Here is a 24,851-nt window from a genome sequence, read left to right as displayed (position 1 = left end):
TCCGGCGGAGGACGGGGCGAAGCGGGCGGGAGCGCCGTGTCCTCAGAGGGCGATGGCGAGTTTGCCGACGGTTCCGGCGGTGAAGTCGGTGAGGGCTCGCGGCGCGTCGGACAGCGGATAGGAGCGGGCCAGAGGGACCCGCAGGCTTCCCCGGACCACTTCGGCGGCGAGCCGCTCCAGTGTCTCCCGGCTCGGGTCTGCCATCACCGTGGTGGCCTTGATGCCCCGGCCGGTCTCCTCGGGGGTGAAGTGCACCGTCGAGGCGAGGCGCCCGCCTTCGGCCAGGAGGGCGGCGATGGAGGGGCCGTCGCCCGCCAGGTGCAGGGCGGCGTCGACCCCGCCCGGCGCGAGCGCGCGCACCCCCGCCTCCAGGTCCGCGGGGTCGACGGCCCGGGCGGCGCCCAGACCGGTGACGAACGCGGCCTCGGCTCCCGGCCGGGCGGTGGCGATCACCCGGGCACCGCGCGCGGCGGCCAGCTGGACGGCGAAGGAGCCGACGCCACCGGTCGCGCCCGAGACCAGCACGGTCTCCCCCGCCTCTGGGGAGACGGCGTCGACCGCGTTGCGCGCCGCGGTCCCGGCCAGTCCCAGCACGCCCGCACGGGCGTGGTCGAGCCCGTCGGGGATCGCGGCGAGGCCGTACTGCGGGCTCACCACCACGTATTCGGCGTAGCCGCCCTGGCCCAGGGTCGGGCGCATCACCACCCCGAAGACGTCGGCGCCCGGCGTCCACCCGGTCACGCCGGGCCCGACGGCCGCGACGGTGCCGGCGAAGTCCTTGCCGAGCACGACGGGGAACTCGTACTCGTACACGCCTTGCAGGCCTCCGGCGAGGACGCCCAGGTCGAAGCCGTTGACCGAGGAGGACAGCACCCGGACCAGCACCTCGCCGGGGCCGGGCTCGGGGACGGGGAGGTCGGTGGCCGCCAGGTCCGCGCCGAACCCGGGAAAAGCCATGGCACGCATGTTGATCACTCCGTTTCGGGGGACGTCGCGGCGGCCTGCCGCCACGAGGCGCGCAGGACGGCGCGGGCGACGGCCAGATCGGCCTCGTCGCGCGGGGCGTAGAGCATCACGATCGCGTCCGGCCACTCGGGACGGCGGCTGATCGGATGCGGCTCGGCCCATCCGGCCCGCTCCAGCGGCGCCGCCAGCGCGGCGGGAACGGTCAGGTGGAGGAAGCCGGAGCGGTGGATGTGCGCGAACTCGTCGCGACTGGGATGCAGATACGCCTCCCACGGTCCGGCCGGGTCGTGCAGCCGCAGCGCCAGTGAAGACGGCTCGGACACCTGGCTGGGGCCGGTGAACACGCCGTCGAGCGCCCGCGCCTCCGCCACCAGGGCGGCCCTGATGTGCGGCGGGGAGAACTGGTCGAGCTGGTCGTGCGGGATCTCCAGGCCCGTGGTCCGCGGACGCGGTCCTGGACGGGGCGGAGGGTCGGTCAGATCGAGGCTCATTGCCACAGCACCTTCTGTGCGTTGGTCACTTCTTGTGTGCGCTTCGAGTCTGGTTCACAATGCCGTCATGGCGGAAGAAGGCACTTCAACCCACCCAAGGCACACCGATGTGCGCGTCACCGAGGACCATCCGACCTGCCGGCTGCGCGACGTCCTCGACCGCGTCGGCGACAAGTGGAGCGTCCTGGTGCTGAACCTGCTCGGCGACGGCCCCCGGCGTTACTCAGAACTGCAGCGCGCCATCGAAGGCATCTCCCAGCGCATGCTCACCCTCACGTTGCGCAGCCTGGAACGCGACGGCCTCGTCTCCCGCACCGTCACGCCCACCTCTCCCCCACGCGTCGACTACGCCCTCACCCCCGTGGGCGAGACCCTCTCCGCCCAGGTGGCCGGCCTCATCACCTGGGCCGAAGAGCACCGCCCCTACGTGGCCGCCTCCCGTCGGCGCTACGACGCCCCCTGACCCCTACAGCAGCGGGAACAACCGGGCCACGACGGCGACGGCCTCCGTGCCGGGAGGCCGCGCCGAAGGCCGGTCGTCCCGATGCCGGTACTGGGCGATCAGCGCGCGGATGACGTCGGCCATCCCGGCGAGTTCCTCGGGCGTGAGATGGACGACCTGGCTGAAGACCTCGTCGTGCCGCCAGCGTTCCGGCGCCGTGTCGCGCGTCGCCAGCCAGTGCCGGTAGCTCTCGTCCTCAAGCCCCCGGTTCACCGCGCTCAGCTCGGCGTCGGTGGGCACCTCGTCCCGGCCGGCGGGCGGCGGGCCCTCCCCCGCCGGATCCACGAGGCGCCAAGGCCGCACCCTGCCCTTCCCCCCGTGGACCTCCTCGACGAGCCGGAACTCGGCGAGCCTGCGCAGGTGGAACGAGTAGAGCCCCGTGCTCCCGCCCAGCTCCCGAGCCGCGCCGGTGGCCGTCACAACGCCATCGCGGCGAAGCAGACCGAGCAGGGCCACCCGCACGGGATGCTCGGGCAGGTCGCGGGATCGGGCGGTCGGCCGTGCGTTCTCCACCTTGCAAACTATAGTCTTTGCAAAGCAGCCTCGGCGAAGGGGGAGCCCTCATGACCGTCATGCCCGTCCGCCTCTTCGGTGATCCGGTACTGACGACGCCTGCGCGGGAGGTGACGGACTTCGACGCCGAACTGCGCAATCTCGTCCGGGACCTCGACGCGACGCTGCGGGATCAGCAGGGGTCGGGGCTCGCCGCGCCGCAGATCGGCGTCGGCCTGCGGGTCTTCGCCTTCCACGACCCGCAGGTGTCCGGGCATCTGGTCAATCCGGTGCTGGAGTTCCCCGACGAGGCCGAGCAGGACGGACCGGAGGGCTGCCTGTCCATGCCCGGGCTCTACTTCGACACGATCCGGCGGCTCAACGTCGTGGCGAAGGGGTTCACGCTGCACGGCGACCCGGTCCAGATCGTCGGCACCGGGCACCTGGCGCGCTGCCTCCAGCACGAGACCGACCACCTCGACGGGGTCCTGTTCATCGACCGCATGGACACCGCACGGCGCAAGGCGGCCATGCGCGCGATCCGGGACGCCGCCTGGAACCGGCCCGCCCCGCCCAGGATCAAGTTCAGCCCCCACCCCGCGCCCGGCCGCCGTCCCTGACACCGGACCGCTCCCCTGACCGTCCCGCACCGGCAAGTGGTGCGGGACCGTCGCCCGGCTGCGGCCAGGCGGATGCGGAGGTCCGCAGGATCAGCGCGGTGTCGAGACCGGGCGTGAGGGTGAGAGGGCCGACCACCAGGGCGAATGACCACAGGGCCGTGCTCGTCATCATGGACCGCCAGTCCATATCACCCGACATATCACCATCTGCCAACCGGTGCGCGATCCGGCGGTCGGCCTTCGGTCAGGAGTGCGTCCAGCGGTGGAGGACGGGGGCGAGGTAGTCCGCGTGCGGGTGGGGGAAGGTCGCGAGGTCCGCGGCCGCGTTGATCAGGGCGCAGGCGGCGAACTCCGGGCGGCGGCCCGCGGCCCGTTCCGCGGCGAGCAGGTCGGCGAAGGAGGCGCGGAGCGCGGCCGCCGGGAGGGGCGGCGCGCGGAAGTGGACGCCGACGTTGCCGTACTCGCCCTCGCTGACGGCCCAGAGGACCAGGTCGCCGGGCGGGGTACGGGTTCCGGTCTCCTCCGCGAGTTCCCGCGCCGCCTGACGGCCCAGTTCCGCCAGGTCGAGCGGGCCTCCGTTGGGGGGTTCGACCGAGCCGCCGGGGAGCTGCCACCGGCCGGGGACCGCGGTCGCCGGCCCGGTGCGGCCGACGAGGAGGGCGCCGTCCTCGTCGGGCTGGACGACGGTCACGAAGACCGAGGGGAGCGGCGTCGCGCCGGGGACCCGGCGCAGGGTGAAGTGCCGGTAGGCGGCCGGAGCCCAGGCGAGCGCCCAGCCGCCGTCGGCCTCCCGCGCCAGGGACGCGCACACGACGACCGGCCCGTCGAACAGGGCTTCGGGCCGCGCCCGGGTCTCGGCCTCCCAGAGCAGGTCGGCGGCCTCCCGGTGCCGGGGCGGCACGGGCGGCGGCGGGACCTCGACCAGCCGGAGCGAGGGCGCGTCCCGGAGGACCGCCGCGGCGTCCGGCGAGGGCGTCGGGCTCAACCCTCCTCCTTCGGCGTCTCGGATCCTAGGATCGGCGGCGGGGGGTCAGGGGCGGGTGAGGAGGGTCAGGGTGCGGCGGGCGGCCTGTTCGGGATCGGGGCCCAGGGCCGCGGGGAGCGCGCCGCGGAGCCAGAGTTCGGTGAAGCCGTGGACGATGGACCAGGCGGAGGCGGAGGCCGCGGCGGTGTCGGGGGTGCCGAGGGCGCGGGCCGCCGCTTCGTCGAGGATGGCGCGGGCGGCGGTCGCGGGGGCGAGGACTTCGGGGTCGGCGGGGTCGTAGAGGTCGGGGCGGAACATCACCTCGAAGTGGGCACGGTGCGCGACCGCGAAGCGGACGTAGGCGACGCCGAGGTCGACGAGGTCTTCTCCGGCCGCCGTCAGGGTCTCGGCGAACAGGGTGAAGCCTTCGGCGGCGAGGGCGGTCAGCAGGCCGCGCTTGTCGCCGAAGTGGTGGGCGGGCGCGGCGTGCGAGACGCCCGCGCGGCGGGCCAGCTCCCGCATGCTCCACCCGGAGGTGCCCGACTCGCCGATGGCCGCGACCGCCGCGTCCAGAACGGCGCGGCGGAGGTTGCCGTGGTGGTAGCTGCGCTCGCTGATGTGCGCCCCTTCTCTCAGGAATGAATATATCGAGCCGTTCGTTGCACCCGACGGCTAATCTAGACAGTGACTAGATCCGAGTCAGCCGACGAAAGGCGTTCCCGTGCCGACTCTTCCCTGGACCACTCCCGAACCGCCCGCCGCGCCGTCCGTGCTCGTCATGGCCTCGCGGCTCGAAGTCCGCTCCCTCCGCCACGTCCCCGGGTTCCTGCTCAGTTCCCTCGCCCTGTGGCGCCAGGCCCGCCGCTCCCCCGGCGCGCACGGCGTCGCCCTCAAGGCCGACCTCCTGCACCGCACCTTCTGGACGCTCTCCGCCTGGAAGGACGAAGCCGCCGTCCGCGCCTACGCCGCCACCGAACCCCACAAGTCCGTCATGCGCGCCAAGCGCCGCGTCATGCGCGAGTCCACCTTCGTCTTCTGGACCTCCCCCACCACCGCCCTGCCCGTCGACTGGGCCGAAGCCCGGCGCCGCGTCGAAGCCCAGCGCGCCGGCGAAGCCCGCCAGCCCGACGCCTGACCCGCCTGACCCGCCGGCCCCGCGCACCCGGGCCCCTCGCCCACGGCGGGCCGGGCTCGGGGACGGGACGGGCGCGAGGCCATCAGGACGGGCCGGTGCGGAGGAGGCGGGTCAGAAGGCCGCGGAGGAGTGACTTCTCGGCGTCGTCCAGGTCGAAGAAGGCCGTGGCGCCGGCCAGGCCACGGGCGTGCAGCAGATCGCGGCGGCGCTCGCCTTCGGGCGTGAGGACGACCTGCTTGACGCGCCGGTCGGCGGGGTCGGCGCGGCGCTCCACGAGGCCGAGGCGCTCCAGGCCGTCGACGATGTTCGTGACATTGGACGGCTCGCACGAGAGCCAGCCGGCCAGGGCGCGCATCGGGACCGGCTCCGTCAGCCGGTTCACGACGATCGCCTGGCTGGGGTTCAGATCGAGGTCGGCGGCGATCGCGCGGAAGTCGTCCCGCAGCCTTTCGGTGACCTCGGTGACCAGCGCGGTCAGCTCCACCACCGCCTCGCCACCTTGAGTGCTCATGCCCACAGCATAGAACATTTCACACCGCGGACTGTTCAGTGACTGAAGCTTCTGCTACGGTCCCAAAGTACTTCAGTAACTGAACAATCTAGTGAGTGAAGGAGATGGCGGCGTGTCCGAACCGACCGGCATGAATCAGCAGGTCTCCGACAGCCCGACGGGCTGGGTCGCCGCGCACATCCGGGCCTACGTCGCGAGCGACGGCGCGGACGGGCACCTGTACCAGGGGTGGCCGACGCTGCTGCTCACCACGCGGGGCCGCAGGTCGGGCCAGGCGCGGCGCACCGCGCTCATCTACGGCCGCGACGGCGACCGCTTCCTGCTCGTGGCGTCGAACGCCGGGGCGGACCGGCATCCCGCCTGGTACCTCAACCTCGTCGCCCATCCCGAGGCCGACGTCCAGGTCGGCTCGGACAGGTTCCCCGCCGTCGCCCGCACCGCGGCGCCCGACGAGCGGCGGCGGCTCTGGACGACGATGACGGAGATCTTCCCCCTCTATGACGACTACCGGAAGAAGACGTCCCGCGATATCCCCCTCGTCGTCCTCGAGCCCCGTGACCGCCCCTGACCGCCTCCGCACGGGCCGGGAACGACGAGCCCCGCGCTTCCGGGAGGGAAGGCGGGACCCGGGGCGGGGTGGGTCAGCCCTTGAAATACACGATCTGGTGGGTGGTGGCGAGGAGGGTGCCGGTACGGGACCAGAGCTGGGCCGACTGGTCGAAGTAGCCGCGGGAGAAACGCGCGGAGGAGGCGGTGCCGAGGAGGGGGTCGGTGCCCTGGGCGGCGAGTTCCGCGGCGTCGGCGTGGAAGTAGATGGTGAGGGAGACGGTGCCCGCAGGCAGGTAGGTGCCCATGCGGAGGAAGACGCGGGGGTAGAAGACGTCGCACAGGGACGTCAGGGAAGCGAAGTCCAGCGGGCGGGCCGGGGTGTCGCGGACCCACATGGTGGTCGTGGAGTCCGGGTTCTCGCCCTCCTTCTCCGGGATGGCGCCCTCGGTGAACCGCATCTCATAGTTCCCGGCCCAGGAGATGAAGTCGGGGAACCCTGAGCGCTCGACGTCCTCGGGCGCGGGCACGACGGGCATGGTCGCCTCGCCGTCCGCCCAGGTGTCGCGGCGGATGCCGAAGACCGCGGTGGCGGTGGTGGTGACGACGCCGCCCTGGGACAGCTCGATCACCCAGTGCTGGGTCGTCCGGTTGGTGCGCGCGGGCCGCACGGCGATCTCGAAGTCGCCGTCGGCGATGGGGCCCGCGAAGTTCACGGTGAGGGACAGCGGGTCGCCGAGCCGCTCGGGGTGCTGCTCGATGGCGCGCAGAAGGGTCGCGGAGGTGATGCCGCCGAAGGGGCCGACCATGTTCGCGTACGCGGGCGCCGTCTTGCCGTGGAATCGGCCGTCGGCCTCGGCGGTGAGCGCGATGGCCGCGTCGAACGGGTGAAGGGCGTCGGTCGTGGTCACGGATGCTCCTCGCGGGGAAGACAAGTTTTCCTATGTATGCAACCATACATAGGAACCTGGGCGCGCAGAAGGGAAGGGTGGCCATGCCGCGACGCAAGGACCCGGACGGACCCCGGGCGGCGATGATCCAGAGCGCGATCGGGATGATCCGCAGGCAGGGCGTCGCCGCGACGTCGTTCGCCGACGTGCTCGCCGACAGCGGGGCCCCGCGCGGCTCGGTCTACCACCACTTCCCCGGCGGCCGGGCGCAGCTGATGGAGGACGCGACCCGCAGTGCCGCCGCTTATCTGGACAAGGCCGTGAGCCGCATCCTCGACGCCTCCGACACCCCGTCGGCCTTGCGCGCGCTGGTGGGCATCTGGAGGCGCGGCCTGGAGGCGGGCGACTACGAGATCGGCTGCCCGATCGTCGCGGCCGCCCTGGGCACCGAGCGGACGGCCCGGGACGTCGCGGGCGACGCCTTCGGCTCCTGGTGCGGGATGATCACCGAGAAGCTCGTCGCCGACGGGGCCGACCGGGAGCGCGCCGAGTCCGTCGCGGTGCTCGTCATCGGCGCGCTCGAGGGCGCTCTGGTCATGGCCCAGGCCCGCCGCTCCTCCGCGCCCCTCGACGCGGTCGTCGACGAGCTGGGCGTCCTCTGCCGGTCGATCACCGCGGGCCGGGCCGCCGCGGGCTGACGCCTACCAGTCGAGGTCTCCGCAGTCGACGGGCACATCGTTGACGAAGCACTCGCTGGAACCGCCGATCCAGGAGCCGACCACGTCCGGTCCGCCGGAGGCGTAGAACATGCCGAAGGCGAACGCGGCGAAGATCAGTCCCGCGATGATCGGCCCGAACCCGCCGGAGGCCGGCGCGCCCGCCGTGGCGCTGGTCGGGTTCGCCGGGTCGTAGAAGACCTCGACCTCGGCGCCGACCCCGTGGTCGGACGGCTCCCTCGACTCCACGGTGATGTCGCGTCCCTCCAGCGTGGTGAAGACCAGGACGGGACGGTTGGCGGCCCTGAGCGATCGGCCGCTGCCGGTCATCCGCGTCTTCACATCGCTGACGACGCCCGGCACCCGGTGCGCCTTTCGCGCGAACGACCGGGCGCTGAAGACCCCCCGCACTCCGCCCAGCGCGACCAGCAGCCCGACGGCCACGAACAGCAGGGTCCCGCAGGTGAACACGGTGTCGAACTTCGCGAAGTCGTCGGTCATGGGGGGGCTCTTTCTCTGGCACCGGCGGAACAGCGGCGTAACGCTACAGGGAAAAGACGCAGGTCGTTTCCAGGAGGTTCCGGACCTTCACTCCGAGATCGGGTTCCGGTTGAGGCGGACCTCCTCGATGTCGAGGATCGCCCGGATCTGCCGCAGGACCGTGTCGTCGATCTCCCGATCGTCCCGAAGGCGCAGCACCGTGGCGCGCTCGCACGACACGAGGGCGAGCCGCAGAGCGGCGTCGTCGCGCTTGCGGCGGACCGCGGTGTCGGCCTCCTCCCCGTCCCCACCGGACGGCGACGAGCACCACGCAGACCACGGCGATGAGCACGATCCCGCCCTGCCCCGCACCGGGGCCCCGGCCGTCAGGGGCGGCCGGGGGCACGCCGTTGGTCAAGGGTCAGCGGGCGGAGTCACCGCGGACGGCCCGGACCACCCTGCCGAGGAGGGCGCGGCTGACCGACCGGCGCGCCCGCTTCGGCGCCGGGGCGGGCGCCTCGGCCGGCGCGACCGCCTGGATGATCGGCAAGGGCCGCGTCCCGGTGACGGGCGGGTGCAGCCGGAAGTTGACGGGCAGGGCGCGCAGCGCGCGCACGGCGGGGGACGGCCGCCACGAGAGCTCCTCGGGCGGCAGGACGAGTTCCAGCGCGGCGAGCCGCTCGAAGAGCTGCTCGACGGCGATCGCCACCAGGGTCATCGCGAGTTCCGCGCCGGGGCACCGGTGCGCGCCCGCGCCCCACGCCAGATGCGCGCGCGAGCTGTAGATCCCCTGCCTGGCCTGGGCGAACGCGGGGTCGCGGTGCGCCGCGGCGACCGACAGCAGGACGGGGTCGCCAGCCGCCACCGGCACACCGCCGAGCACGGTGTCGGCCACCGCGAACCGGAGGGTGAGGTGGGAGTTGGGCGGTTCGGTGAGGACCGCCCGGTTCACCGTCTCGCGTACCAGCCCGCCCGCGAGGCTGGCCCGCGCGCCGGCGTCACCGCTCACCACCTCCAGGACGGTGGAGCAGATGAGGGAGGACGCCATGTCGCCGAGGTGGATGATCAGCGCGACCATGTCGACCGCGATCTCCTCGTCGGTCAGGTCGGGCCCGGCCGCGGCGAGCATCAGGGAGGGCAGGTCGTCGCCCGGCCTGCGCCGCTTCTCCGCGACCGCGGCGACGGCGTGCGCGGTGACCCGGGCGAGCGCGGGGCGGGACTCCGGCCCCATGTCCATGGTGCGCCACACGTCGAGGAGGAGGTCGTCGGTCACCGCGGTGACGCCGATCATCTCCTGGCAGAGCATGAGCATCAGCGGCCGGGCGTACTGCGCGGCGAGGTCGGCGGAGCCGCGCGTGGCGCCGTCGGCGAGGAGGTCGACGAGTTCGTCGGCATAGGCGCGGCAGCGCTCTTGCAGGTCGCGGGCCACGGGGTGGGTCTGGTCCTGGAACGGGGGCAGCGCGGCGAGCCATGTGCCGCGCCGCTCGGTGTGCTTGGGCCCCTCGAGGAACAGGACGCCGTCCGCCTCGGGCGCGGTCAGGAACGGCCAGTCCGCCGGGACCCTGCCTTCGGCGCGCGCCTTCCAGCGCGCGGTGTCCTTGGTCCACACCCGGTTCCGGTTGTGCAGGACCTCGAGGACCTCGCGGTAGCCGAGCACGATCCAGACCGGGACGCCGTACAGGCCGACGGGGGCGACGGGCCCGTGCCGGTCGCGCAGTCCGTCGAGGAAGGGGCCGAGGTCGTCGGCGAAGTCCGCGGTCATGAGCGGCTCGGCGGCCGCCGTCGCGAGTCCTCCCCGCACCGAGCGGCCGTTCGCCTTCTTCGACGCGGTGGACCCGTCACTGCTCTGGCCGGTCGGCATCTCGCTCCATCGTGCCCGCCCCGGCCGAACCGTCCGCGCACGGCGGGACGACAGGGGCCGGACGCCAGGGCCGCCTCCACCGAGGAGTGGTTTCTGACTGGTCAGAACCCTAGCAACAATTCCACATTCAGGTATTTTCCCCACGAACTTACCGACAAGTAGTGGTTTTTATACCTTCCGAGATGTTCGTCCGCTTTATAGCCCTTATTACGATTCACCCAGATGGCATAAGTACCGATGCCGGGATGACGGCGTCGGTCCCCGGAGTAGGTGAAGAAGAAGTGGCGGAGGCGGAGGACTGCGAGCCGGGTGCCGGGTCGGTGGGGCGTCAGGTGGGGAGGACGGCCAGGGCCGCGGCGCCGTAGAGGCCCGCGTCGCGGCGCAGGGCCGTCGCGGAGACGGTGACGGGCGAGAGGGTGGCCGGGCGGCGGGCGGTGAGGGTGCGGCGGATGGGGTCCAGGAGGAGGTCGGCCGCGGCGGCGAGGCCGCCGCCGATGACGGTGTGGCGGAGGTCCAGGAGGGTGGCGGCGTCGGCGATGACCGCGCCGAGGGCGGCCGCCGCCTCGGCGAAGACGGCGAGGGCGAGCGGGTCGCCCGCACGGGCCGCGTCGGCGAGGGCGCGGGCGTCGGGCGGGACGGAGCCGGGCGCCCAGCCGCGCGCCAGAGCGCGGCGGACCATGCTCGGGCCGCTGGCGATGGTCTCCAGGCAGCCCGTGGCGCCGCAGCCGCAGGGGTCGCCGGTGGGGTCGACGACCACGTGGCCGAGGAATCCGGCGTTGCCGGCCGGGCCGAAGTAGGGGCGGCCGTCCAGGACGAGGCCGCCGCCGATGCCCGTCGAGACGACGACGCCGAGCAGGGAGTCGTGGCCGGTCCCGCCGCGCCACCACTCGCCGAGCGCCATGCACTGGGCGTCCCCGGCGAGCCGCACCGGACGGCCGGGCAGCCTCCCCTCGACCTCCGCGACGAGCGGGAAGCCGCGCCACGCGGGGATGTTGACGGGGCTGACCGTGCCCGCCCCGAGGTCGAGCGGGCCCGCCGAGCCGATGCCGACGGCGCCGACCGCGTCCGCCGGGAACCGGTCGAGCAACGTGTGCAGCACCGCCGACGGGTCACCGCCGACGGGGACTTCGCACCTGGCGCGGAGCGTCCCGTCGGGTTCGGCGAGGGCCGCGGCGAACTTGGTGCCGCCGATGTCGATCGCGAGAACCGTCATGGACCGTGCCTTTCCTCCTGTGGGGGCGTCCCCCGTGGGCACGCGGTCACGAAGGATAGGGGATCTCGCCGGGCGCGGGGGACTGTGTCGCATCACTCCCGGTTCGTCCTGCGAGGCCGCCGATCATGACGGTAGGGTGCCGTGATTCGTCCTGGTATCTAAGGAGTTCTCCGTGTGCGTCCCCCCGTCATCCGTCGAAGAGGTCCCGCGGCGTGGGTGAGGCGGAATGGGCGCGGCGGAGGGTGCTCGCCGGGCTGGGCGCACTCGCGCTGACCGCGGCGGGATGCAGCACGGGGACCAAGAAGGCGGCGACGCCCAAGCCGCCGCCGGTGCGGCCGCCGAACATCATCGTCGTGCTCACCGACGATCTCGGCTACGGCGAACTCGGCGCCTACGGGCAGCGCAAGATCGCCACGCCGAACCTCGACAGGCTCGCGGCCGAGGGCCTCCGGTTCACCGACGCCTACACCTCCGCGCCGGTCTGCGCGCCCGCGCGGGCCTGCCTGTTCACCGGCCTGCACACCGGGCACAGCCCCGTCCGGCGCAACCCGCCGAGCCGCGGCGGCGACCTGCCGCTCGGACCGCTGCCCACGATCGCCACGCTGCTGCGCGACCACGGCTACCGGACCGGCCTGTTCGGCAAGTGGGGCTTCTCCCTGGACAAGCCGGGCCCCGACCACCCGAACGAGCACGGCTTCTCGGAGTTCTACGGCTACCTCACCCACCACGCGGCGCACGACTACTACCCCACGCGCCTGTGGCACAACAAGGAGGCCGTCCGGTACCCGGGCAACACCGGGAGGGCGGGGACCGACTACGGACCCGAGCTGATCCTGCGGCACGCCGAGGCGTTCCTCGACGTCCAGGCCGACGACCCCTTCCTGCTGTTCCTCACGCCCAACCTGCCGCACGCGCCCGCGGTCGTTCCCGAGGTCGGCCAGTACGCGGCGCAGGACTGGACCGACGCCGCCAAGGGCCACGCCGCCCAGGTCACCCTGCTCGACTCCTGCGTGGGCCGGATCATCGACAGGCTGAAGGCGCGCGGCCTCGACAAGAACACGATCGTGCTGTTCACCAGCGACAACGGGCCGCACGAGGAGGGCGGGGTCGACCCCGACTTCTTCCAGGCCGCGGGGCCGTTCCGCGGATACAAGCGCAACCTCTACGAGGGCGGCATCCGGGTCCCGTTCATCGTCTGGTCGCCGCGCCTGCTCGCCGGGTCGGCCGGGCGGACGACGGCACGGCCCGCCGTCCACTACGACCTCCGGCCGACCCTCGTGGACCTCGCCGGCGCGGCCGTGCCGGTCGGCCTCGACGGGATCTCCCTGCGCCCGCTGTTCACCGGCCAGGGCGACGTCCCGGAGGACCGCCCGCTGTTCTGGTTCCGCAACCACTTCGGCACGACCCCGTCGCAGGTCAAGGAGGACCACGGGCGCGGCGACCGGACGGCCGCGGCCACCCGCCAGGGCCGCTGGAAGGCCATCGGCTTCGGCCGCACCGAGGAGTACCGCCGACCCGGCCCCAACTGGCAGTGGGAGCTCTACGACCTGGCCGTCGACCCCGCCGAGGCCACCGATGTCGCGCGGCTCCACCCCGCCGTCCTCACCCAGCTCCGCCAGTCCGTCATGGCCGCCTGGACCAACCCCCGGGACGCCTGAGCGGACAGGGCCGCGGCGGGTCCGGTCCCGGTACACCGGGCCGGGCCGCCTCCCGTCACCCGTCCTTGAGCAGCGGCCGCAGCACCTTCATCGCGTTGATCCTGGACCGGCTGATCTGCGCGAACGCCACCGCGGCCGCCAGGTCGGGGTTGCCGCTGGCGATGGCGTCGCACAGCTCCCGGTGCTTGGCGAGCTGGGAGGCAGGGTCCCGCGACGGGAGCTTGCGGAACAGCCAGCGGACGCGCCCCGCGATGGACCTCATCAGGCTCTCCAGGATCGGGTTGCCCGACAGCGCCAGCACCTCGTGGTGGAAGGCCGCGTTCGCCGCCTCCAGCGCGACCCGGTCCCCCGCCTCGGCCGCCGCCTCCGCGCGGGCCATGAGGTCGAGCAGCGGGGTCTGCGCGCCCGCGCCGAGCCGCCGGGCCGCGAGCTTGGCGGCCTGCACCTCGAGCGCCTCGCGGACGTCGAAGAGGTTCTCGGCCTCGGCCAGGGTCAGCGTGCTCACCATCGCGCCGCGCCGGGGCACGAGCCGGACGAACCCCTCGGTCTCCAGCATGAGCAGTGCCTCCCGGACCGGGATGCGCGAGACGTCGAGGCGTTGCGCCAGGTCGCGTTCGCGCAGCCAGCTCCCGGGTTCCAGCTCGTCGGCGATGATGAGTTCGCGGATGTGGTCGCAGATCTGCTCGGGCAGCGACTTCAGCTCACCGGTCCGCACGCCCACGGCCGCAGTGGTCTCCATGTGGATCACACTACGTTCAGGCGGTTGCAGAGGGAGTTCAATTCCTCGGCTCCGTCGTCGGTGACGAGGACCGTGCCGCCGAGGCAGACCCGCTTGCGGTCGCGGCAGGCGTTCGGCTCGAACGCGAACGCCACCCCCGGCGCGATGACGAAGTCGCCGTCACGCGGGGTCGTGGGGGGCAGCGGCAGCCCGGCGAGGCCCGGCTGGGTGTCGAGGCCGACATGGGTGGCGCTGTTGTAGATCACCGGTGAGACCGTCTGGACCAGCGGGCCCATGTTCCAGCAGCCGGCCTCGCGCAGCGGCGCCTCCATCACCGCGCACAGCTCGGCGAAGGTCACGCCGGGGCGCAGCGCGGCGACGCCCGCCCGGTAGGACGCCTCGGCCACCTCGTGCAGGAAGAGGTGGTCCGCGTCGGGCTCGCCGATGAACAGGTCGACCTGCTGCTGGGTCTCGAAGCCGCCGTAGAGGGTGAACAGCTCGGCGCCGAACGCGTCGCCCTTGTCCAGGACGCGGCCACCGCCGCCCATCCAGATCCAGTCGGCGCCGGACCAGCCGAGCCGCTCGGGCCCGCTGCGCTGCGGCCCGGTGATCCACAGGCCGCCGCGCCGGGTGACCTCGTGCATCCCGGCGGCGACGATCTCACTCTCGCGCACACCGGGTCCGGCGGCCGCGACCATCGCCGCGGTGGCGTGCTCGCCGATCTCGGCGGACTTGCGGAGCATCGCGATCTCCTCCGCCGAATGCACGACCATCACCATCTCGAAGCGGCCGGAGACGTCGGTGAACTCCGCGCCGGGCAGCGCGTCGAGGATCCGCTTCCAGGTGTTGTAGGGGATGGTCCCGGCGACGCTGGCGGGCGCGCGGCTGCTGAGGCCGACGACGCCGATCCGCGCGCTCGCCAGGCCCTTCTCCGCGATGACGTCGGCGGGGCCGAGCGCGCGGCCGGTGAGCCGCTGGTCGGCGACCCAGCGCTCGTAGGCGCGGCCCGGGACGTCGTGGCGGCCGAGGGTGGTGTTGCCGGTGGGGACCATGGTGACGGGCTCGCCGTCGCGGGGCAGCAGGCAGAGGCCGCGGGTGCCCTCGTTGGTGAGGTAGCGGTCGAGCTGGTCACGGCCGGTGCCTGCGACGAGCAGCGCGTCGAGGCCGAGCTCGTCCATGAGGGCGCGCAGCGCGCGGTAGCGGCGGTCGCGCTCAGCGAGCGTGAGGGTGGGGAAGCCGGTGTCCACCACGACGTTCCACCTTTCTCTGAGGTCCCCGGGGGGAGGGTTTGGTATGCCAGATCTTAGGCCGTGCTACAGGCGACAAACCAGACGTTCGCGCGAAACTTCCACGTTTCCCCTGGTCAAGTTACCGTCCTGAAACATGGTTTGCTCGTTTTGTTTACACGAGGCCCTTGTCTTAGGCCCAAGACTTAGAAGAAGGTATACCAAACGCCCCCTGCTCCTCCCGGAGGACAACCCGTGAACTCTCGCCGCAGCACCCTCCTCGGCAAGGACTTCAGACGCGCGGTCCCGATCGCCGTGCTCTCCGCGTTCGCCCTCACCGCCTGTACCGCGGGAGGCGGCGGCGCGGCCGACTCCGCCGCGGCCCGCGACACCCTCGTCTTCGGCGTCGACGGCACCCTGCCGAACCTCGACCCGGTCCAGGCCGTCAACTCCACGGTCGACCAGGCCGTCGTGCCGATGTACGAGGCGCTGCTGGACTACAGCCCGACCAACGAGATCGTCGGCGTGCTCGCCGCGGAGTGGACCGTCGCCGACGACGCCCGCTCGATCTCCGTCAAGCTCCGCGACGGCGCGAAGTTCCATGACGGCAGCCCCGTCACCTCCGCGGACGTCGCCTACACGCTCGACCGCATCAAGACCCTCGGCGTGGGCGTCGCGGACTCCATCGCCGCCTACGACAAGACCGAGATCACCGACGACAGCTCGTTCACCATCCGGCTCGGGTCCGCGTCGTCCCTGTTCATCGGCGCGCTCAGCAAGGTCTACATCCTCAACGAGGACGCCGTGCAGGAGGGCGACGACAACGGCCAGGCCTGGCTCGCCACGCACGCCGCGGGCAGCGGCCCGTACGAGCTCGCCTCCTACGCGCCCAACCAGCAGATCGAGTACCACCGCGTCGACGGCGCCGACCCGAAGATCGCGGCGAAGGTCATCTACCGGCTCATCCCCGAGAGCGCGACCCAGCGCGACGAGCTGGCCAGCGGCAACATCGACGTGTCCGACGCGATCGACCCGATCGACGTCAAGGAGTTCGAGGCCGACCCGGACCGCCAGGTCGTCCGGCTCAAGAAGCCGCAGGGACTCTACGTCTTCTTCAACACCCAGGAAGGGCCGACCACCGACAAGAAGCTCCGCGAGGCGATCCGGCTGTCCTACGACTACCAGGGCCACACCGACACGATCCTGCGCGGCTTCGGCGGCGTCGCGTCCGGCCCGCTGCCCGACACGATGGGGTGCCGCGCCGACATCGCGCCCGCGAAGCAGGACCTCGCCGCGGCGAAGGCGCTCGTGGAGGAGTCCGGCAACAAGGGCGTCAAGCTGACGATGGCCTACCAGTCGATGTTCACCGAGCACGCCGAGGCCGCGACCGCGCTCCAGTCGTCGCTCAAGGAGATCGGCGTGACGCTGGAGCTGAAGCCGGTCACCTACCCGAACTTCATCGCCTCACTGAAGAAGGTCGAGACGACCCCGCAGCTGTCCCTGCTGTGGGACAACCCGCCGACGCCCGACGCGGGCTCGCTGCTCTACCGGACCTACAGCTCCAGGTTCGTCGGCTCCGGCACCAACTACGGCCAGTACAGCAACCCCGCCGTGGACGCCCTGCTCGACAAGGCCGTCGGCAGCGGTGACGCCGAAGTCCAGTGCGCCGCCTACAAGGAGGCGCAGACGCTCATCGACGCCGACGCCGCGACCATGAACATCGCCGACCACGAGACCGCCGTCGTCGCGCCGAAGGGCGTCACCGGCATCGAGTTCCACCCCGCGCACGTCGGCTACGTGCCGCAGTCCTACAAGGTCGGCTGATCCATGGAACGGCGCCTGACACGGTATCTGCTCCAGCGCCTCGGCCTCGCCGCCCTGTCCGTCTGGGGGCTCGCCACCCTGGTCTTCTTCATGATCAAGGCGATCCCCGGCGACGAGGCGCAGAGCGCCGCGGGCATCACGGCGACCCCCGAGCAGGTCGAGGCGGTCCGGGAGCGGCTCGGTCTCGACCGGCCGCTGCTCGGCCAGTACCTCGCCTACCTCGGCCGGCTCCTGCACGGTGACCTCGGCAGCTCGATCTTCACCTTCCGGCCGGTCACCGCGGACCTCGGCACCGCCCTGCCCGCGACCGTCGAACTCGTCGCGACCGCGCTGGTCCTGCTCGTCACGCTCAGCATCCCGATCGGGGTCCTGGCCGCGGCGTACGAGCGGCGCAAGGCCGACGCGGCGATCCGGCTCGGCGCGATCGCCGGGGGCGCGCTGCCGCTGTTCTGGCTCGGGCTGATCCTCCAGCACGTGCTGGGCGCGCGGTGGGGGCTGCTGCCGATCTCCGGCACGCATTCCCTCGGCGTCGACGTGCCGCGCGTCACCGGCCTCACGACGCTCGACGCGCTGCTCGCGGGTGACCTGTTCGCCTGGTGGGACGCGGTCCAGCACCTCGTGCTGCCCGCCGCGACCCTCTCGGTGCCGTTCGTGGCGTTCGCCGTCCGGCTGGTGCGCAGCAGCATGATCACCGCGTTGGACGCCGACCACGTCGTCATGGCCCGCGCCAAGGGCACGCCCCCGTGGCGGGTGATGACCCGGCACGGCCTGCGCACCTGCATCGGTCCCGTCGTCACCCTCTTCGGGATGCAGGCCGGGTGGATGGTCGGCGCCGCCGTCCTCGTCGAGGGCGTCTTCGGACGGCCCGGCGTCGGCGCCTACCTCACCGAGGCCGTGCAGCAGAAGGACACGTTCGCGGTCCTCGGCGTGGTGCTCTTCACCGGCGTCACGATCACCCTGGTCAACCTGCTGGTCGACCTCCTCCACCTCGTCAGCGACCCCCGGGTCCGCGCCGACCGGTTCGGCGCCTCCCCGCTCGGAGCGAAGGCATGACCGCCCCCGCCCTCCCGCACCGCCCCGTGCTGCGGCTGCCGTCCTTCCTGCGGCTGCGCCGCTTCGCGCCGCTCGACCGGGCCGCGTTCCTCACCGTCGGGCTGCTGCTGTTCGTGGTGGCGTTCGGCCCGTTGCTCGCCCCGCACGACCCCTACCAGGTCGAGCTCGGCAAGGCGCTGCTGCCGCCGTCGGGCGAGCACTGGTTCGGCACCGACGCCTCGGGCCGGGACGTGCTCAGCCGCGTCCTGGTCGGGGCCAGGCCGACGATCCTCGGCTCGCTCACCGCCGTCGTGCTGTCCGCGCTGGTCGGCGTGACCGTGGCCGCGGTCGCGGCGCTCGCCCCGCGCTGGCTGGACGAGGCGCTGATGCGGCTCTGCGACATCGCCCTGTCCCTGCCGATCATGGTGATGGCGCTCGGCATCTCCGTCGCGCTCGGCCCGAGCCTGCGCTCGGCGATCATCGCGATGCTGCTGTCGTGGTGGCCGAGCTTCGCCCGGCTCGCCCGCGCCGAGATGCGCACCGCCATGGCCTCCACGTACGTCGAGGCGGCCCGGATCACCGGGGTCTCGAAGTGGCGGCTGATGACCCGGCACGTCCTGCCCAACTCGCTCGACAGCGTGTACGTCCAGGTCACGCTGGAGATCGGCGGCGCGACGCTCATCATGGCCGGCCTGTCGTTCATCGGCGCCGGCGCCCAGCCGCCGAGCGCCGAGTGGGGCGCGATGGTCGAGACCGGGTCCCGCTTCCTCACCAACGCCTGGTGGACCGCCCTGGTCCCCGGCACCGTCATCGCGCTCACCGCCCTCGCGTTCGCCCTCGCCGGCGACGCCCTGCGCGCCCGCACCGGCCAGGAGGTTCGATGAAGATCAATCCTGTGAAGGCCGTCCTCGATGCCGAGGCGGCCCTCGAAACCACGGGCACCGGGCCCCTGCTCGACGTCAGAGGACTGACGGTCGACTTCCCCGTCGCCGATTCCTCCTCCAGAGGGAGGTCCGTACGTATCGTCCGCGATCTCGACCTCGCCGTCGGACGGGGCGAGCGGGTCGCGCTCGTCGGCGAGTCCGGCTCGGGCAAGTCGGTGACGGCCCGCGCTCTCCTGCGGCTCGACCGGCACGCCGCGCTCGGCGGGGAGGTCCGCTTCGGCGGGCGCGACCTGCTGGCGCTGCGCGAACGCGAACTGCGCGCGGTGCGCGGCGCGGGCATCGCGATGGTCATGCAGGACCCGCAGACCACGCTCAATCCCGTCCTCACCATCGGCGACCAGCTCACCGAGGCGCTCACCCTGCGCGGGGTGCCGCGCGCGACGGCCCGGGCGAAGGCGTGCGAGACCCTCGACCGGCTCGGCGTGGCCCGCGCCTCCGACCGGCTCAAGGCCTACCCGCACGAGTTCTCCGGCGGGATGCGGCAGCGCGTCTGCCTGGCGATGGCGATCATCGGCGACCCGCAGGTGCTCATCGCCGACGAGCCGACGACCGCGCTCGACGTCCGCGTCCAGCAGGCCGTCCTCGACCTCATCGACGAGCTCGCCGCCGAGCGCGGCATGGCCGTCCTGCTCATCACGCACGACCTCGGCGTCGTCGCCGGGTACACCGACCGCGTCGCGGTGATGTACGCCGGGCGCAAGGTCGAGGACTGCGCCGTGGACGCCTTCTTCGCCGGACCGCGCCACCCCTACGCGCAGGGGCTGCTGCGCTCGGTGCCGCGGGTGGACCGGGACGTCGCCGCCGACCTCGATCTCATCCCGGGTGTCCCGCCGAACCCGTCGGATCCGCCCGGCGGCTGCGCGTTCCACCCCCGCTGCGACCGGTGGGACGAGCGCTGCCTCGCCGACCGCCCCCTGCTGACGCTGCTGCCCGGCGACCGCTCCGTGGCCTGCCACGTGACGGGCCAGGAAGGGGCCGTCGCGTGAGCGCCCTCCTGGACATCGCCGGACTCACCAAGACCTTCGGGGCGCACAAGGCGGTCGACGACGTGTCGCTGACGCTGGCGAAGGGCGAGTCCCTCGGGCTCGTCGGGGAGTCGGGGTCGGGCAAGTCGACCATCCTGCGCTGCCTCGTCGGCCTGGAGCGGCCCGACGCCGGAACCGTCACCTATGCCGGGTTCGACGCGCTGCGCGCCGACCGGTCGGAGCTGCGCAGGTTCCGGCGTGAGGTGCAGATGGTCTTCCAGAACCCCTACGCCAGCCTCAACCCCCGGATGACGGTCGAGGAACTCGTCGCCGAGCCCCTGCGCGTCCACGAGCCGAAGGCCTCCCGCGCCGAGCGGCGGGACCGGGTCGTGGAGGTGCTGGAGCGGGTCGGGCTGACCGGCTCGGCCCTGCCGCGCCGTCCCGCGCAGTTCTCCGGCGGGCAGCGCCAGCGCATCGCGATCGCCCGCGCGCTGGTGTCCGGGCCGGAGGTGCTCGTGTGCGACGAGCCGGTCTCCGCCCTCGACGTCTCGGTGCAGGCCCAGGTCGTCAACCTGCTGCGCGGCATGCGGCGCGAGCTCGGGCTGACGATCCTGTTCGTCGCGCACGACCTCGCCGTGGTCCGCCAGCTCTGCGACCGGATCGCGGTGCTCAAGGACGGCCGGGTCGTCGAGGAGGGCGACCGGGACGCCGTCTACGGCTCTCCCCGGCACCCCTACACGCGCGAGCTCCTCGCCGCCGTGCCCATCCCCGACCCGGCCGCCGACCGGGAACGCCGCCGCAAGAACGCGCTCAGGAACAACGAGGAGTACGCCCGATGACCCGGATCGGTCTCGACGTCAAGCTGCCGTCGGCGCTACGGCCCGTGAAGGGCGCCGTCGCCACTCCCCCGCTGGAGATCCTGGACGAGGTCCGCGCGGCGGGCCTGGACGGCGTCCTGTTCCGCACCCTCGCCGAGCTGGCCCCGTCCCTGGACCCAGGCTTCCTGCGGGAGCTGCGGGCGCACGCCGACGCGCTCGGGCTCTACCTGGACCTCGGCGTCGGCAAGGTCAACCCGTACATGATCGCCGAGCTGCCCGAGGTGCGGGACCTGGGCGGCGGCAGCTACCTCGCGGGCATGGAGGCGATGATCGAGGCGGCCGCGGCGATCGGCTGCACCGACCTGTGGACCGCGACCGGCAACTACAAGGCCCATCTGCCCGGCGTGCACGCCACCGACCGGTACCGCGGCGAGGCGCCCTGGGCCGACCAGCTCGCCGCCACCGAGCGGTTCCTGCGCAGGCTCGCACCGTGCCTGCGCGCGAACGGGGCGCGGCTCGTCCTGGAGACGCACGAGGAGATCACCTCGTGGGAGATCGTGCGGCTCGTGGAGAGCGTCGGGCCCGACGTCCTCGGCGTCACCTTCGACTCCGCCAACGTCTACGTGCACGGCGAGGACCCCTTGGCGGCCGCCCGGCGGGTCGCGCCCTACACACGGGCCACGCACCTGCGGGACGTCGCGCTGTTCCCCTGCCCGGACGGGCTCAGCCGCTACCTCGTGCCCTGCGGCCTAGGCGTCATCGACTGGCCGGCCCTGCTCGGGGCGCTGTCCGGCGTCGAGCGGCTGACGATCGAGCCGGCGGGCAGCGGCCAGCGGGACATGACCGTGCACAGCGCCCTGCCCGTCTGGCGGGAGTCGCACCCCGACCTCGCCGAGGCGGAACTCGCCGAGATCGACCGCCAGGTCGCCGCCTACGCAGCGCTCGTCGAGGCCGGCGCCGCACCCGGCCGGGACGCGTGGCGCGACGGCTCCCCCTACACCCGCGACGACTTCACCGCGCTGAGCGCCCGCCACCTGCGCGACGTGCTCGGCCTTCCCCAGCCGGACGGCGCCTCCCGCCTCGGCGGTTTCGCCCCCGGCCAGTACTCCTCCCGATCCTGAAAGGACCCCCCTTGAGCACTCTGACCGCATCCGCCGCGGCCCGCCTCCGCGACGTCATGGACTGCCCCGTCATCCTCCCCGGCGACCACGGCTACGACCAGGCCAAGCACGTGTGGAACGCCGACATCGAGCGCGAACCCGCGGCGATCGTCTCCTGCCGGGACGCCGCCGACGTCGCGCGGGCCCTCACCTGGTGCCTCGACAAGGGCGTCGACGTCACCGTGCGGGGCGGCGGGCACAACCTCGCGGGCAGCGCGGTCTCCGACGGCGCCGTCATGCTCGACACCGGCGGCATGCGCGAGGTCGTCTTCGACCGGGCCGCCGGGACCGTCAAGGTCGGCGCGGGCTGCCGGCTGGGCAACCTCGACCGGGCCTGCGCCGACGAGGACGTCGTCGTCCCGGCCGGCACGGTCTCGCACACCGGCGTCGCGGGCCTCACTCTCGGCGGCGGCAACGGCTACCTGTCACGCATGTACGGGCTGACCGTGGACCACCTGCTGTCGATCGAACTCGTCCTCGCCGACGGGCGGATCATCACCGCGTCCGACGAGGAACACCCCGAGCTGTTCTGGGCGCTGCGCGGCGCCGGGCACAACTTCGGCGTCGCGGTGTCGTTCACCTACAGGTACGTGCCCTTCAAGAAGCTCGCGAACGTTCGGCAGGCGTTCTTCGCGACCGACGACCGGCACGCCGTCCTGCGGTTCTTCCGGGACTGGTCGTACGACGCGCCCGACAACGTCGTCACCTACGCCCGGACGGTCGAGGTGCCCGAGTACTGGACGGTCGTGCCGACCGAGCACCGCGGCACCCAGATCGTCAGCGTGGCGACGGTCCAGTGGGGCGAAGACGACCCGTCGGTGACCGACCCGATGTTCGCCCAGGCCAAGGCCGTGTGGGACACCTCCTACAGCGTCCCGCACGTCGAGCTCCAGCGCGCCTGCGACGACGACTTCCGGTACGGGATCCGGCGCTACTGGCGCAACGGCAACCTCCGCGAGTTCCCGGACGAGGCCATCGACACCGTGCTGCACTGGTCGGACAGGTACCCGGGGCGTCCGCTCCAGGCCGGGTCGACCATCGCGCCGCACTTCGCGTGCCCGTTCCAGATGTTCCCGCGCGGCGGCCAGGCGGCCCGCGTCGACCCGTGGACGACCGCGGTCGGCGACCGGGTCGAGGCCAAGTTCATGTCCAGCGCGGGCGCGGAGTGGGTGTTCCCGTCCGAGGGGCCCGAGCTGATCGAGTGGACGCGGCAGTTCGACGCGGCGATGGACGAGTACAAGGCCGGGTCGTACGTGAACTTCACCAGCGAGATCGTCAGCGCGATGGAGGCCCGCGACATCTACGGCGAGAAGTACGAGCGGCTGGTCAAGATCAAGCGGGAGTACGACCCGGGCAACGTGTTCCGGCGCGGCCTCGTGGACCTCTCGGGCGGCACCGATGCGTGACGTCCGGGCCGTCCCCGTCGGGACGGACAGCAGCAAGTTCCCCGGGGCGCCGGAGAACGGCGCGGAGTGGACGCTCCGCGAGGTGCACAAGGCGGGGCTGGAAGGGGTGTTCTTCCGGTCGGCGCTGGAGCTGAGCCCGACCCTCGACCCAGGCGAACTGCGCGCCATCGTGCAGCTCGCCGACGAGCTCGGCCTGTACGTCGAGGTCGGAACGGCGAAGGTGAACCCGTTCGCGGCGCCGGAAGCCCCCGAGGTGAGGGAACTCGGCGAAGGCGACTACCTGCGGGGACTGGAAAGGCTCATCGTCGCCTGCGCGGAGGCCGGGGTGCGGGAGCTGTGGTCGGCCACCGCGAACTACAAGTTCGCGCTGCCCGGCCGCCTCGGCTGCGACAGGTTCCGCACCGACGTCACCTGGAGCGAGCAGCTCGAGGCGACCGCGAAGGTGATGGCCCGCCTCGGCCCGCTCCTGCGCGACCTCGGCGTGCACCTCAACCTGGAGACGCACGAGGAGATCACCACCTTCGAGCTGGTCCGCCTGGTCGAGGAGGCCGGGCCGGACGCCTTCGGGATCACCTTCGACACCGCCAACGTGCTGCTCCGGTGCGAGGACCCCGTCGCCGCCGCGCACCGCGTCGCCCCGTACGTCCGCCAGACGCACGTCCGCGACGCCGCGCTGCTGCTCACCCCCGACGGGATCCGGCGCTTCCTGATGCCCTGCGGGCAGGGCGTCATCGACTGGCCCGCGCTGCTGCGCCCGCTGGTGGAGCACGCGCCGCGCCTGACGCTCTCCATCGAGGGCGTCATGGGCAAGCGCTTCCCTCTGCCCCTGTCCATCTACGACCCCCTGTGGCACGACGGCCACCCGGACCTGACGACGCGGGACCTCGCCGAACTCGTCCGCCTGTCGGACTCCTACGGCCGCGCGGTCGCCGAGGGCACCCGTCCGGGATACGAGGAGTTGTCCCGGCCCGTCCCGGTGGCCGAGCGCTTCGCGTTCATCACCGAGAGCACGGCCCACCTCCGCACCGTGCTCGCCTCCCTCGCATGACGCCGGGGCGGGCTCGCGTCCGGCGATCCACGCCGGGTGCGAGCCCGCCCCGAGTGGGAAACCGTCAGGAACGGCGATCCGGGCGGGTGCGGCACCGTGATGATCTAGAATTCTGGGGCCGCCGGGGGTCGGCGGCACCTACTCGGATTCAGGGGTTCGATGTAATCGTGGCGTTCTCGGCTCTCCTCACGCGGTCCCGCATCGGTGTCGTCGCTGTGCTGCTCCCGGCCCTCGTGGCCGCGGGCTGTTCCAGCGGGGACGGAGATGAGGCGGCCGCGCCCAAGAAGTCGAAGCCCGAGGCGACCGGGGCGCCCGCGAACACGCTCGACCGCACGAGGGCGCTTCCCACCGTGAAGGCCGCCGCCAAGATGCAGAAGATCCCCGCGGAGGTCCTGGACTACGAGGTCCAGCCGGACGGCAGGACGGTCCGGATGTGGGTCGCGCTGCCGACCGAGGACACCGGCTCCTGCAAGGTCAAGGCGGCCGAGAAGGGCGACGAGGTCAAGGTGACCGTCACCCTGTGCTTCCCCAAGGCCGCCGCGCCGCCCGCCGAGGGCACGTCCCCCACCGCTTACGTCGACGTTCCGCTGACGGAGCCCCTCGGTACCCGCGCGCTCTTGGATTCCACGGGCCTCCTCATTCCTCATCTGTCCTCCTGACCTGGC

General features: G+C 72.7%; 28 protein-coding genes. 15 read left to right on the top strand and 13 right to left on the bottom strand.

Annotation, left to right across the window (positions count from 1 at the left end):
* Positions 1-42: 42 nt before the first annotated feature.
* Positions 43-957, bottom strand: a complete 915-nt coding sequence (locus EDD29_RS13860) for an NADP-dependent oxidoreductase (RefSeq protein ID WP_211359708.1) — start codon at positions 955-957, stop codon at positions 43-45.
* A 14-nt stretch (positions 958-971) separates the two neighbouring features.
* On the bottom strand, positions 972-1,457 hold the full coding sequence (locus tag EDD29_RS13855; protein ID WP_123664797.1) for a luciferase domain-containing protein: 486 nt from the start codon (positions 1,455-1,457) through the stop codon (positions 972-974).
* Between the two features lie 67 nt (positions 1,458-1,524).
* On the opposite strand from EDD29_RS13855, the gene EDD29_RS13850 reads away from it, so the two are divergent.
* The gene (locus tag EDD29_RS13850; protein ID WP_123664796.1) at positions 1,525-1,920 is read left to right on the top strand and encodes a winged helix-turn-helix transcriptional regulator; all 396 of its coding nucleotides are present in this window, start codon (positions 1,525-1,527) and stop codon (positions 1,918-1,920) included.
* A 3-nt stretch (positions 1,921-1,923) separates the two neighbouring features.
* Here the strand turns inward: EDD29_RS13850 and EDD29_RS13845 are convergent, their stop codons facing one another.
* A complete protein-coding gene (locus EDD29_RS13845; protein WP_123664795.1) occupies positions 1,924-2,472 on the bottom strand; it encodes a helix-turn-helix domain-containing protein in 549 nt (182 codons plus the stop codon).
* Between the two features lie 50 nt (positions 2,473-2,522).
* Here EDD29_RS13845 and def point away from each other — a divergent pair, with 50 nt between their 5' ends.
* Entirely contained in the window at positions 2,523-3,071 is a 549-nt protein-coding gene (gene def, locus EDD29_RS13840; RefSeq protein WP_123664794.1) for a peptide deformylase, read from the top strand.
* A gap of 244 nt (positions 3,072-3,315) precedes the next feature.
* On the opposite strand, the gene EDD29_RS13830 is transcribed toward def, so the two are convergent.
* Both EDD29_RS13830 and EDD29_RS13825 read right to left on the bottom strand, forming a co-directional pair.
* Positions 3,316-4,056 carry an NUDIX hydrolase gene (locus EDD29_RS13830; protein ID WP_123664793.1) on the bottom strand — a complete coding sequence of 247 codons (741 nt, stop codon included), beginning with the start codon at positions 4,054-4,056 and terminating at the stop codon, positions 3,316-3,318.
* Positions 4,057-4,101: 45 nt separating this feature from the next.
* On the bottom strand, positions 4,102-4,608 hold the full coding sequence (locus tag EDD29_RS13825) for a TetR/AcrR family transcriptional regulator (protein WP_281281025.1): 507 nt from the start codon (positions 4,606-4,608) through the stop codon (positions 4,102-4,104).
* Positions 4,609-4,756: 148 nt separating this feature from the next.
* Between EDD29_RS13825 and EDD29_RS13820 the strand changes: the two genes are divergently transcribed.
* On the top strand, positions 4,757-5,170 hold the full coding sequence (locus EDD29_RS13820) for a DUF3291 domain-containing protein (RefSeq protein ID WP_123664791.1): 414 nt from the start codon (positions 4,757-4,759) through the stop codon (positions 5,168-5,170).
* 82 nt (positions 5,171-5,252) lie between these two features.
* On the opposite strand, the gene EDD29_RS13815 is transcribed toward EDD29_RS13820, so the two are convergent.
* Positions 5,253-5,681, bottom strand: coding sequence for a MarR family winged helix-turn-helix transcriptional regulator (locus EDD29_RS13815; protein ID WP_211359707.1), 429 nt, complete (start codon positions 5,679-5,681; stop codon positions 5,253-5,255).
* A gap of 112 nt (positions 5,682-5,793) precedes the next feature.
* On the opposite strand from EDD29_RS13815, the gene EDD29_RS13810 reads away from it, so the two are divergent.
* A complete protein-coding gene (locus EDD29_RS13810) occupies positions 5,794-6,249 on the top strand; it encodes a nitroreductase family deazaflavin-dependent oxidoreductase (protein ID WP_246052752.1) in 456 nt (151 codons plus the stop codon).
* Between the two features lie 73 nt (positions 6,250-6,322).
* Here the strand turns inward: EDD29_RS13810 and EDD29_RS13805 are convergent, their stop codons facing one another.
* Entirely contained in the window at positions 6,323-7,138 is an 816-nt protein-coding gene (locus EDD29_RS13805) for an acyl-CoA thioesterase (RefSeq protein WP_211359706.1), read from the bottom strand.
* 83 nt (positions 7,139-7,221) lie between these two features.
* Here EDD29_RS13805 and EDD29_RS13800 point away from each other — a divergent pair, with 83 nt between their 5' ends.
* Positions 7,222-7,815: a TetR/AcrR family transcriptional regulator gene (locus EDD29_RS13800; protein ID WP_123664788.1), complete on the top strand. Its 594-nt coding sequence runs from the start codon at positions 7,222-7,224 to the stop codon at positions 7,813-7,815.
* Between the two features lie 3 nt (positions 7,816-7,818).
* Here the strand turns inward: EDD29_RS13800 and EDD29_RS13795 are convergent, their stop codons facing one another.
* From EDD29_RS13795 to EDD29_RS13780, 4 genes are all read right to left on the bottom strand, one after another.
* A complete protein-coding gene (locus EDD29_RS13795) occupies positions 7,819-8,334 on the bottom strand; it encodes a DUF3592 domain-containing protein (RefSeq protein WP_123664787.1) in 516 nt (171 codons plus the stop codon).
* 87 nt (positions 8,335-8,421) lie between these two features.
* Positions 8,422-8,685 (bottom strand): hypothetical protein, encoded by a 264-nt coding sequence (locus tag EDD29_RS13790; RefSeq protein WP_123664786.1) that lies wholly within the window; start codon positions 8,683-8,685, stop codon positions 8,422-8,424.
* A gap of 49 nt (positions 8,686-8,734) precedes the next feature.
* Entirely contained in the window at positions 8,735-10,174 is a 1,440-nt protein-coding gene (locus tag EDD29_RS13785; protein ID WP_123664785.1) for a cytochrome P450 family protein, read from the bottom strand.
* A 328-nt stretch (positions 10,175-10,502) separates the two neighbouring features.
* The gene (locus EDD29_RS13780) at positions 10,503-11,387 is read right to left on the bottom strand and encodes an ROK family protein (RefSeq protein ID WP_123664784.1); all 885 of its coding nucleotides are present in this window, start codon (positions 11,385-11,387) and stop codon (positions 10,503-10,505) included.
* Between the two features lie 212 nt (positions 11,388-11,599).
* Between EDD29_RS13780 and EDD29_RS13775 the strand changes: the two genes are divergently transcribed.
* Positions 11,600-13,045: an arylsulfatase gene (locus EDD29_RS13775; protein ID WP_170201392.1), complete on the top strand. Its 1,446-nt coding sequence runs from the start codon at positions 11,600-11,602 to the stop codon at positions 13,043-13,045.
* 55 nt (positions 13,046-13,100) lie between these two features.
* Here the strand turns inward: EDD29_RS13775 and EDD29_RS13770 are convergent, their stop codons facing one another.
* Both EDD29_RS13770 and EDD29_RS13765 read right to left on the bottom strand, forming a co-directional pair.
* On the bottom strand, positions 13,101-13,784 hold the full coding sequence (locus EDD29_RS13770; protein WP_123670465.1) for a GntR family transcriptional regulator: 684 nt from the start codon (positions 13,782-13,784) through the stop codon (positions 13,101-13,103).
* 5 nt (positions 13,785-13,789) lie between these two features.
* Positions 13,790-15,013, bottom strand: coding sequence for a M24 family metallopeptidase (locus EDD29_RS13765; RefSeq protein WP_148085950.1), 1,224 nt, complete (start codon positions 15,011-15,013; stop codon positions 13,790-13,792).
* A gap of 231 nt (positions 15,014-15,244) precedes the next feature.
* Here EDD29_RS13765 and EDD29_RS13760 point away from each other — a divergent pair, with 231 nt between their 5' ends.
* The 9 genes from EDD29_RS13760 to EDD29_RS13720 all read left to right on the top strand — a co-directional run bounded on the left by EDD29_RS13760 (position 15,245) and on the right by EDD29_RS13720 (position 24,845).
* Complete coding sequence (locus tag EDD29_RS13760; RefSeq protein WP_123664781.1) at positions 15,245-16,813, top strand: ABC transporter substrate-binding protein; 1,569 nt, start codon at positions 15,245-15,247, stop codon at positions 16,811-16,813.
* Positions 16,814-16,816: 3 nt separating this feature from the next.
* Entirely contained in the window at positions 16,817-17,866 is a 1,050-nt protein-coding gene (locus tag EDD29_RS13755; RefSeq protein ID WP_123664780.1) for an ABC transporter permease, read from the top strand.
* Positions 17,863-18,729 (top strand): ABC transporter permease, encoded by an 867-nt coding sequence (locus tag EDD29_RS13750; protein ID WP_123664779.1) that lies wholly within the window; start codon positions 17,863-17,865, stop codon positions 18,727-18,729. The genes EDD29_RS13755 and EDD29_RS13750 overlap by 4 nt, the downstream gene beginning before the upstream one ends.
* Positions 18,726-19,775 (top strand): ABC transporter ATP-binding protein, encoded by a 1,050-nt coding sequence (locus EDD29_RS13745; RefSeq protein WP_123664778.1) that lies wholly within the window; start codon positions 18,726-18,728, stop codon positions 19,773-19,775. The genes EDD29_RS13750 and EDD29_RS13745 overlap by 4 nt, the downstream gene beginning before the upstream one ends.
* Positions 19,772-20,593: an ATP-binding cassette domain-containing protein gene (locus EDD29_RS13740; RefSeq protein WP_123664777.1), complete on the top strand. Its 822-nt coding sequence runs from the start codon at positions 19,772-19,774 to the stop codon at positions 20,591-20,593. Before EDD29_RS13745 ends, EDD29_RS13740 begins: the two co-directional genes overlap by 4 nt.
* Positions 20,590-21,693, top strand: coding sequence for a sugar phosphate isomerase/epimerase family protein (locus tag EDD29_RS13735; protein WP_123664776.1), 1,104 nt, complete (start codon positions 20,590-20,592; stop codon positions 21,691-21,693). The genes EDD29_RS13740 and EDD29_RS13735 overlap by 4 nt, the downstream gene beginning before the upstream one ends.
* 11 nt (positions 21,694-21,704) lie before the next feature.
* Positions 21,705-23,138 carry an FAD-binding oxidoreductase gene (locus tag EDD29_RS13730; protein WP_123664775.1) on the top strand — a complete coding sequence of 478 codons (1,434 nt, stop codon included), beginning with the start codon at positions 21,705-21,707 and terminating at the stop codon, positions 23,136-23,138.
* The gene (locus tag EDD29_RS13725) at positions 23,131-24,186 is read left to right on the top strand and encodes a sugar phosphate isomerase/epimerase family protein (RefSeq protein ID WP_123664774.1); all 1,056 of its coding nucleotides are present in this window, start codon (positions 23,131-23,133) and stop codon (positions 24,184-24,186) included. The genes EDD29_RS13730 and EDD29_RS13725 overlap by 8 nt, the downstream gene beginning before the upstream one ends.
* 167 nt (positions 24,187-24,353) lie before the next feature.
* Positions 24,354-24,845 (top strand): hypothetical protein, encoded by a 492-nt coding sequence (locus tag EDD29_RS13720; protein WP_123664773.1) that lies wholly within the window; start codon positions 24,354-24,356, stop codon positions 24,843-24,845.
* The last annotated feature ends 6 nt before the right edge of the window (positions 24,846-24,851 follow it).

The organism is Actinocorallia herbida, assembly GCF_003751225.1.
GTDB lineage: Bacteria > Actinomycetota > Actinomycetes > Streptosporangiales > Streptosporangiaceae > Actinocorallia > Actinocorallia herbida.
Note: the sequence above shows the minus strand (reverse complement) of the source record. Positions and strands in the feature narration are given on the sequence as shown.

What these genes read in the sequence shown, in the direction of transcription:
- EDD29_RS13860 (WP_211359708.1), bottom strand. Translation starts at nt 957, where the DNA reads ATGGCTTTTCCCGGGTTCGGCGCGGACCTGGCGGCCACCGACCTCCCC.
- EDD29_RS13855 (WP_123664797.1), bottom strand. Translation starts at nt 1,457, where the DNA reads ATGAGCCTCGATCTGACCGACCCTCCGCCCCGTCCAGGACCGCGTCCG.
- EDD29_RS13850 (WP_123664796.1), top strand. Translation starts at nt 1,525, where the DNA reads ATGGCGGAAGAAGGCACTTCAACCCACCCAAGGCACACCGATGTGCGC.
- def (WP_123664794.1), top strand. Translation starts at nt 2,523, where the DNA reads ATGACCGTCATGCCCGTCCGCCTCTTCGGTGATCCGGTACTGACGACG.
- EDD29_RS13815 (WP_211359707.1), bottom strand. Translation starts at nt 5,681, where the DNA reads ATGAGCACTCAAGGTGGCGAGGCGGTGGTGGAGCTGACCGCGCTGGTC.
- EDD29_RS13800 (WP_123664788.1), top strand. Translation starts at nt 7,222, where the DNA reads ATGCCGCGACGCAAGGACCCGGACGGACCCCGGGCGGCGATGATCCAG.
- EDD29_RS13795 (WP_123664787.1), bottom strand. Translation starts at nt 8,334, where the DNA reads ATGACCGACGACTTCGCGAAGTTCGACACCGTGTTCACCTGCGGGACC.
- EDD29_RS13785 (WP_123664785.1), bottom strand. Translation starts at nt 10,174, where the DNA reads ATGCCGACCGGCCAGAGCAGTGACGGGTCCACCGCGTCGAAGAAGGCG.
- EDD29_RS13780 (WP_123664784.1), bottom strand. Translation starts at nt 11,387, where the DNA reads ATGACGGTTCTCGCGATCGACATCGGCGGCACCAAGTTCGCCGCGGCC.
- EDD29_RS13770 (WP_123670465.1), bottom strand. Translation starts at nt 13,784, where the DNA reads ATGGAGACCACTGCGGCCGTGGGCGTGCGGACCGGTGAGCTGAAGTCG.
- EDD29_RS13755 (WP_123664780.1), top strand. Translation starts at nt 16,817, where the DNA reads ATGGAACGGCGCCTGACACGGTATCTGCTCCAGCGCCTCGGCCTCGCC.
- EDD29_RS13750 (WP_123664779.1), top strand. Translation starts at nt 17,863, where the DNA reads ATGACCGCCCCCGCCCTCCCGCACCGCCCCGTGCTGCGGCTGCCGTCC.
- EDD29_RS13745 (WP_123664778.1), top strand. Translation starts at nt 18,726, where the DNA reads ATGAAGATCAATCCTGTGAAGGCCGTCCTCGATGCCGAGGCGGCCCTC.
- EDD29_RS13735 (WP_123664776.1), top strand. Translation starts at nt 20,590, where the DNA reads ATGACCCGGATCGGTCTCGACGTCAAGCTGCCGTCGGCGCTACGGCCC.
- EDD29_RS13725 (WP_123664774.1), top strand. Translation starts at nt 23,131, where the DNA reads ATGCGTGACGTCCGGGCCGTCCCCGTCGGGACGGACAGCAGCAAGTTC.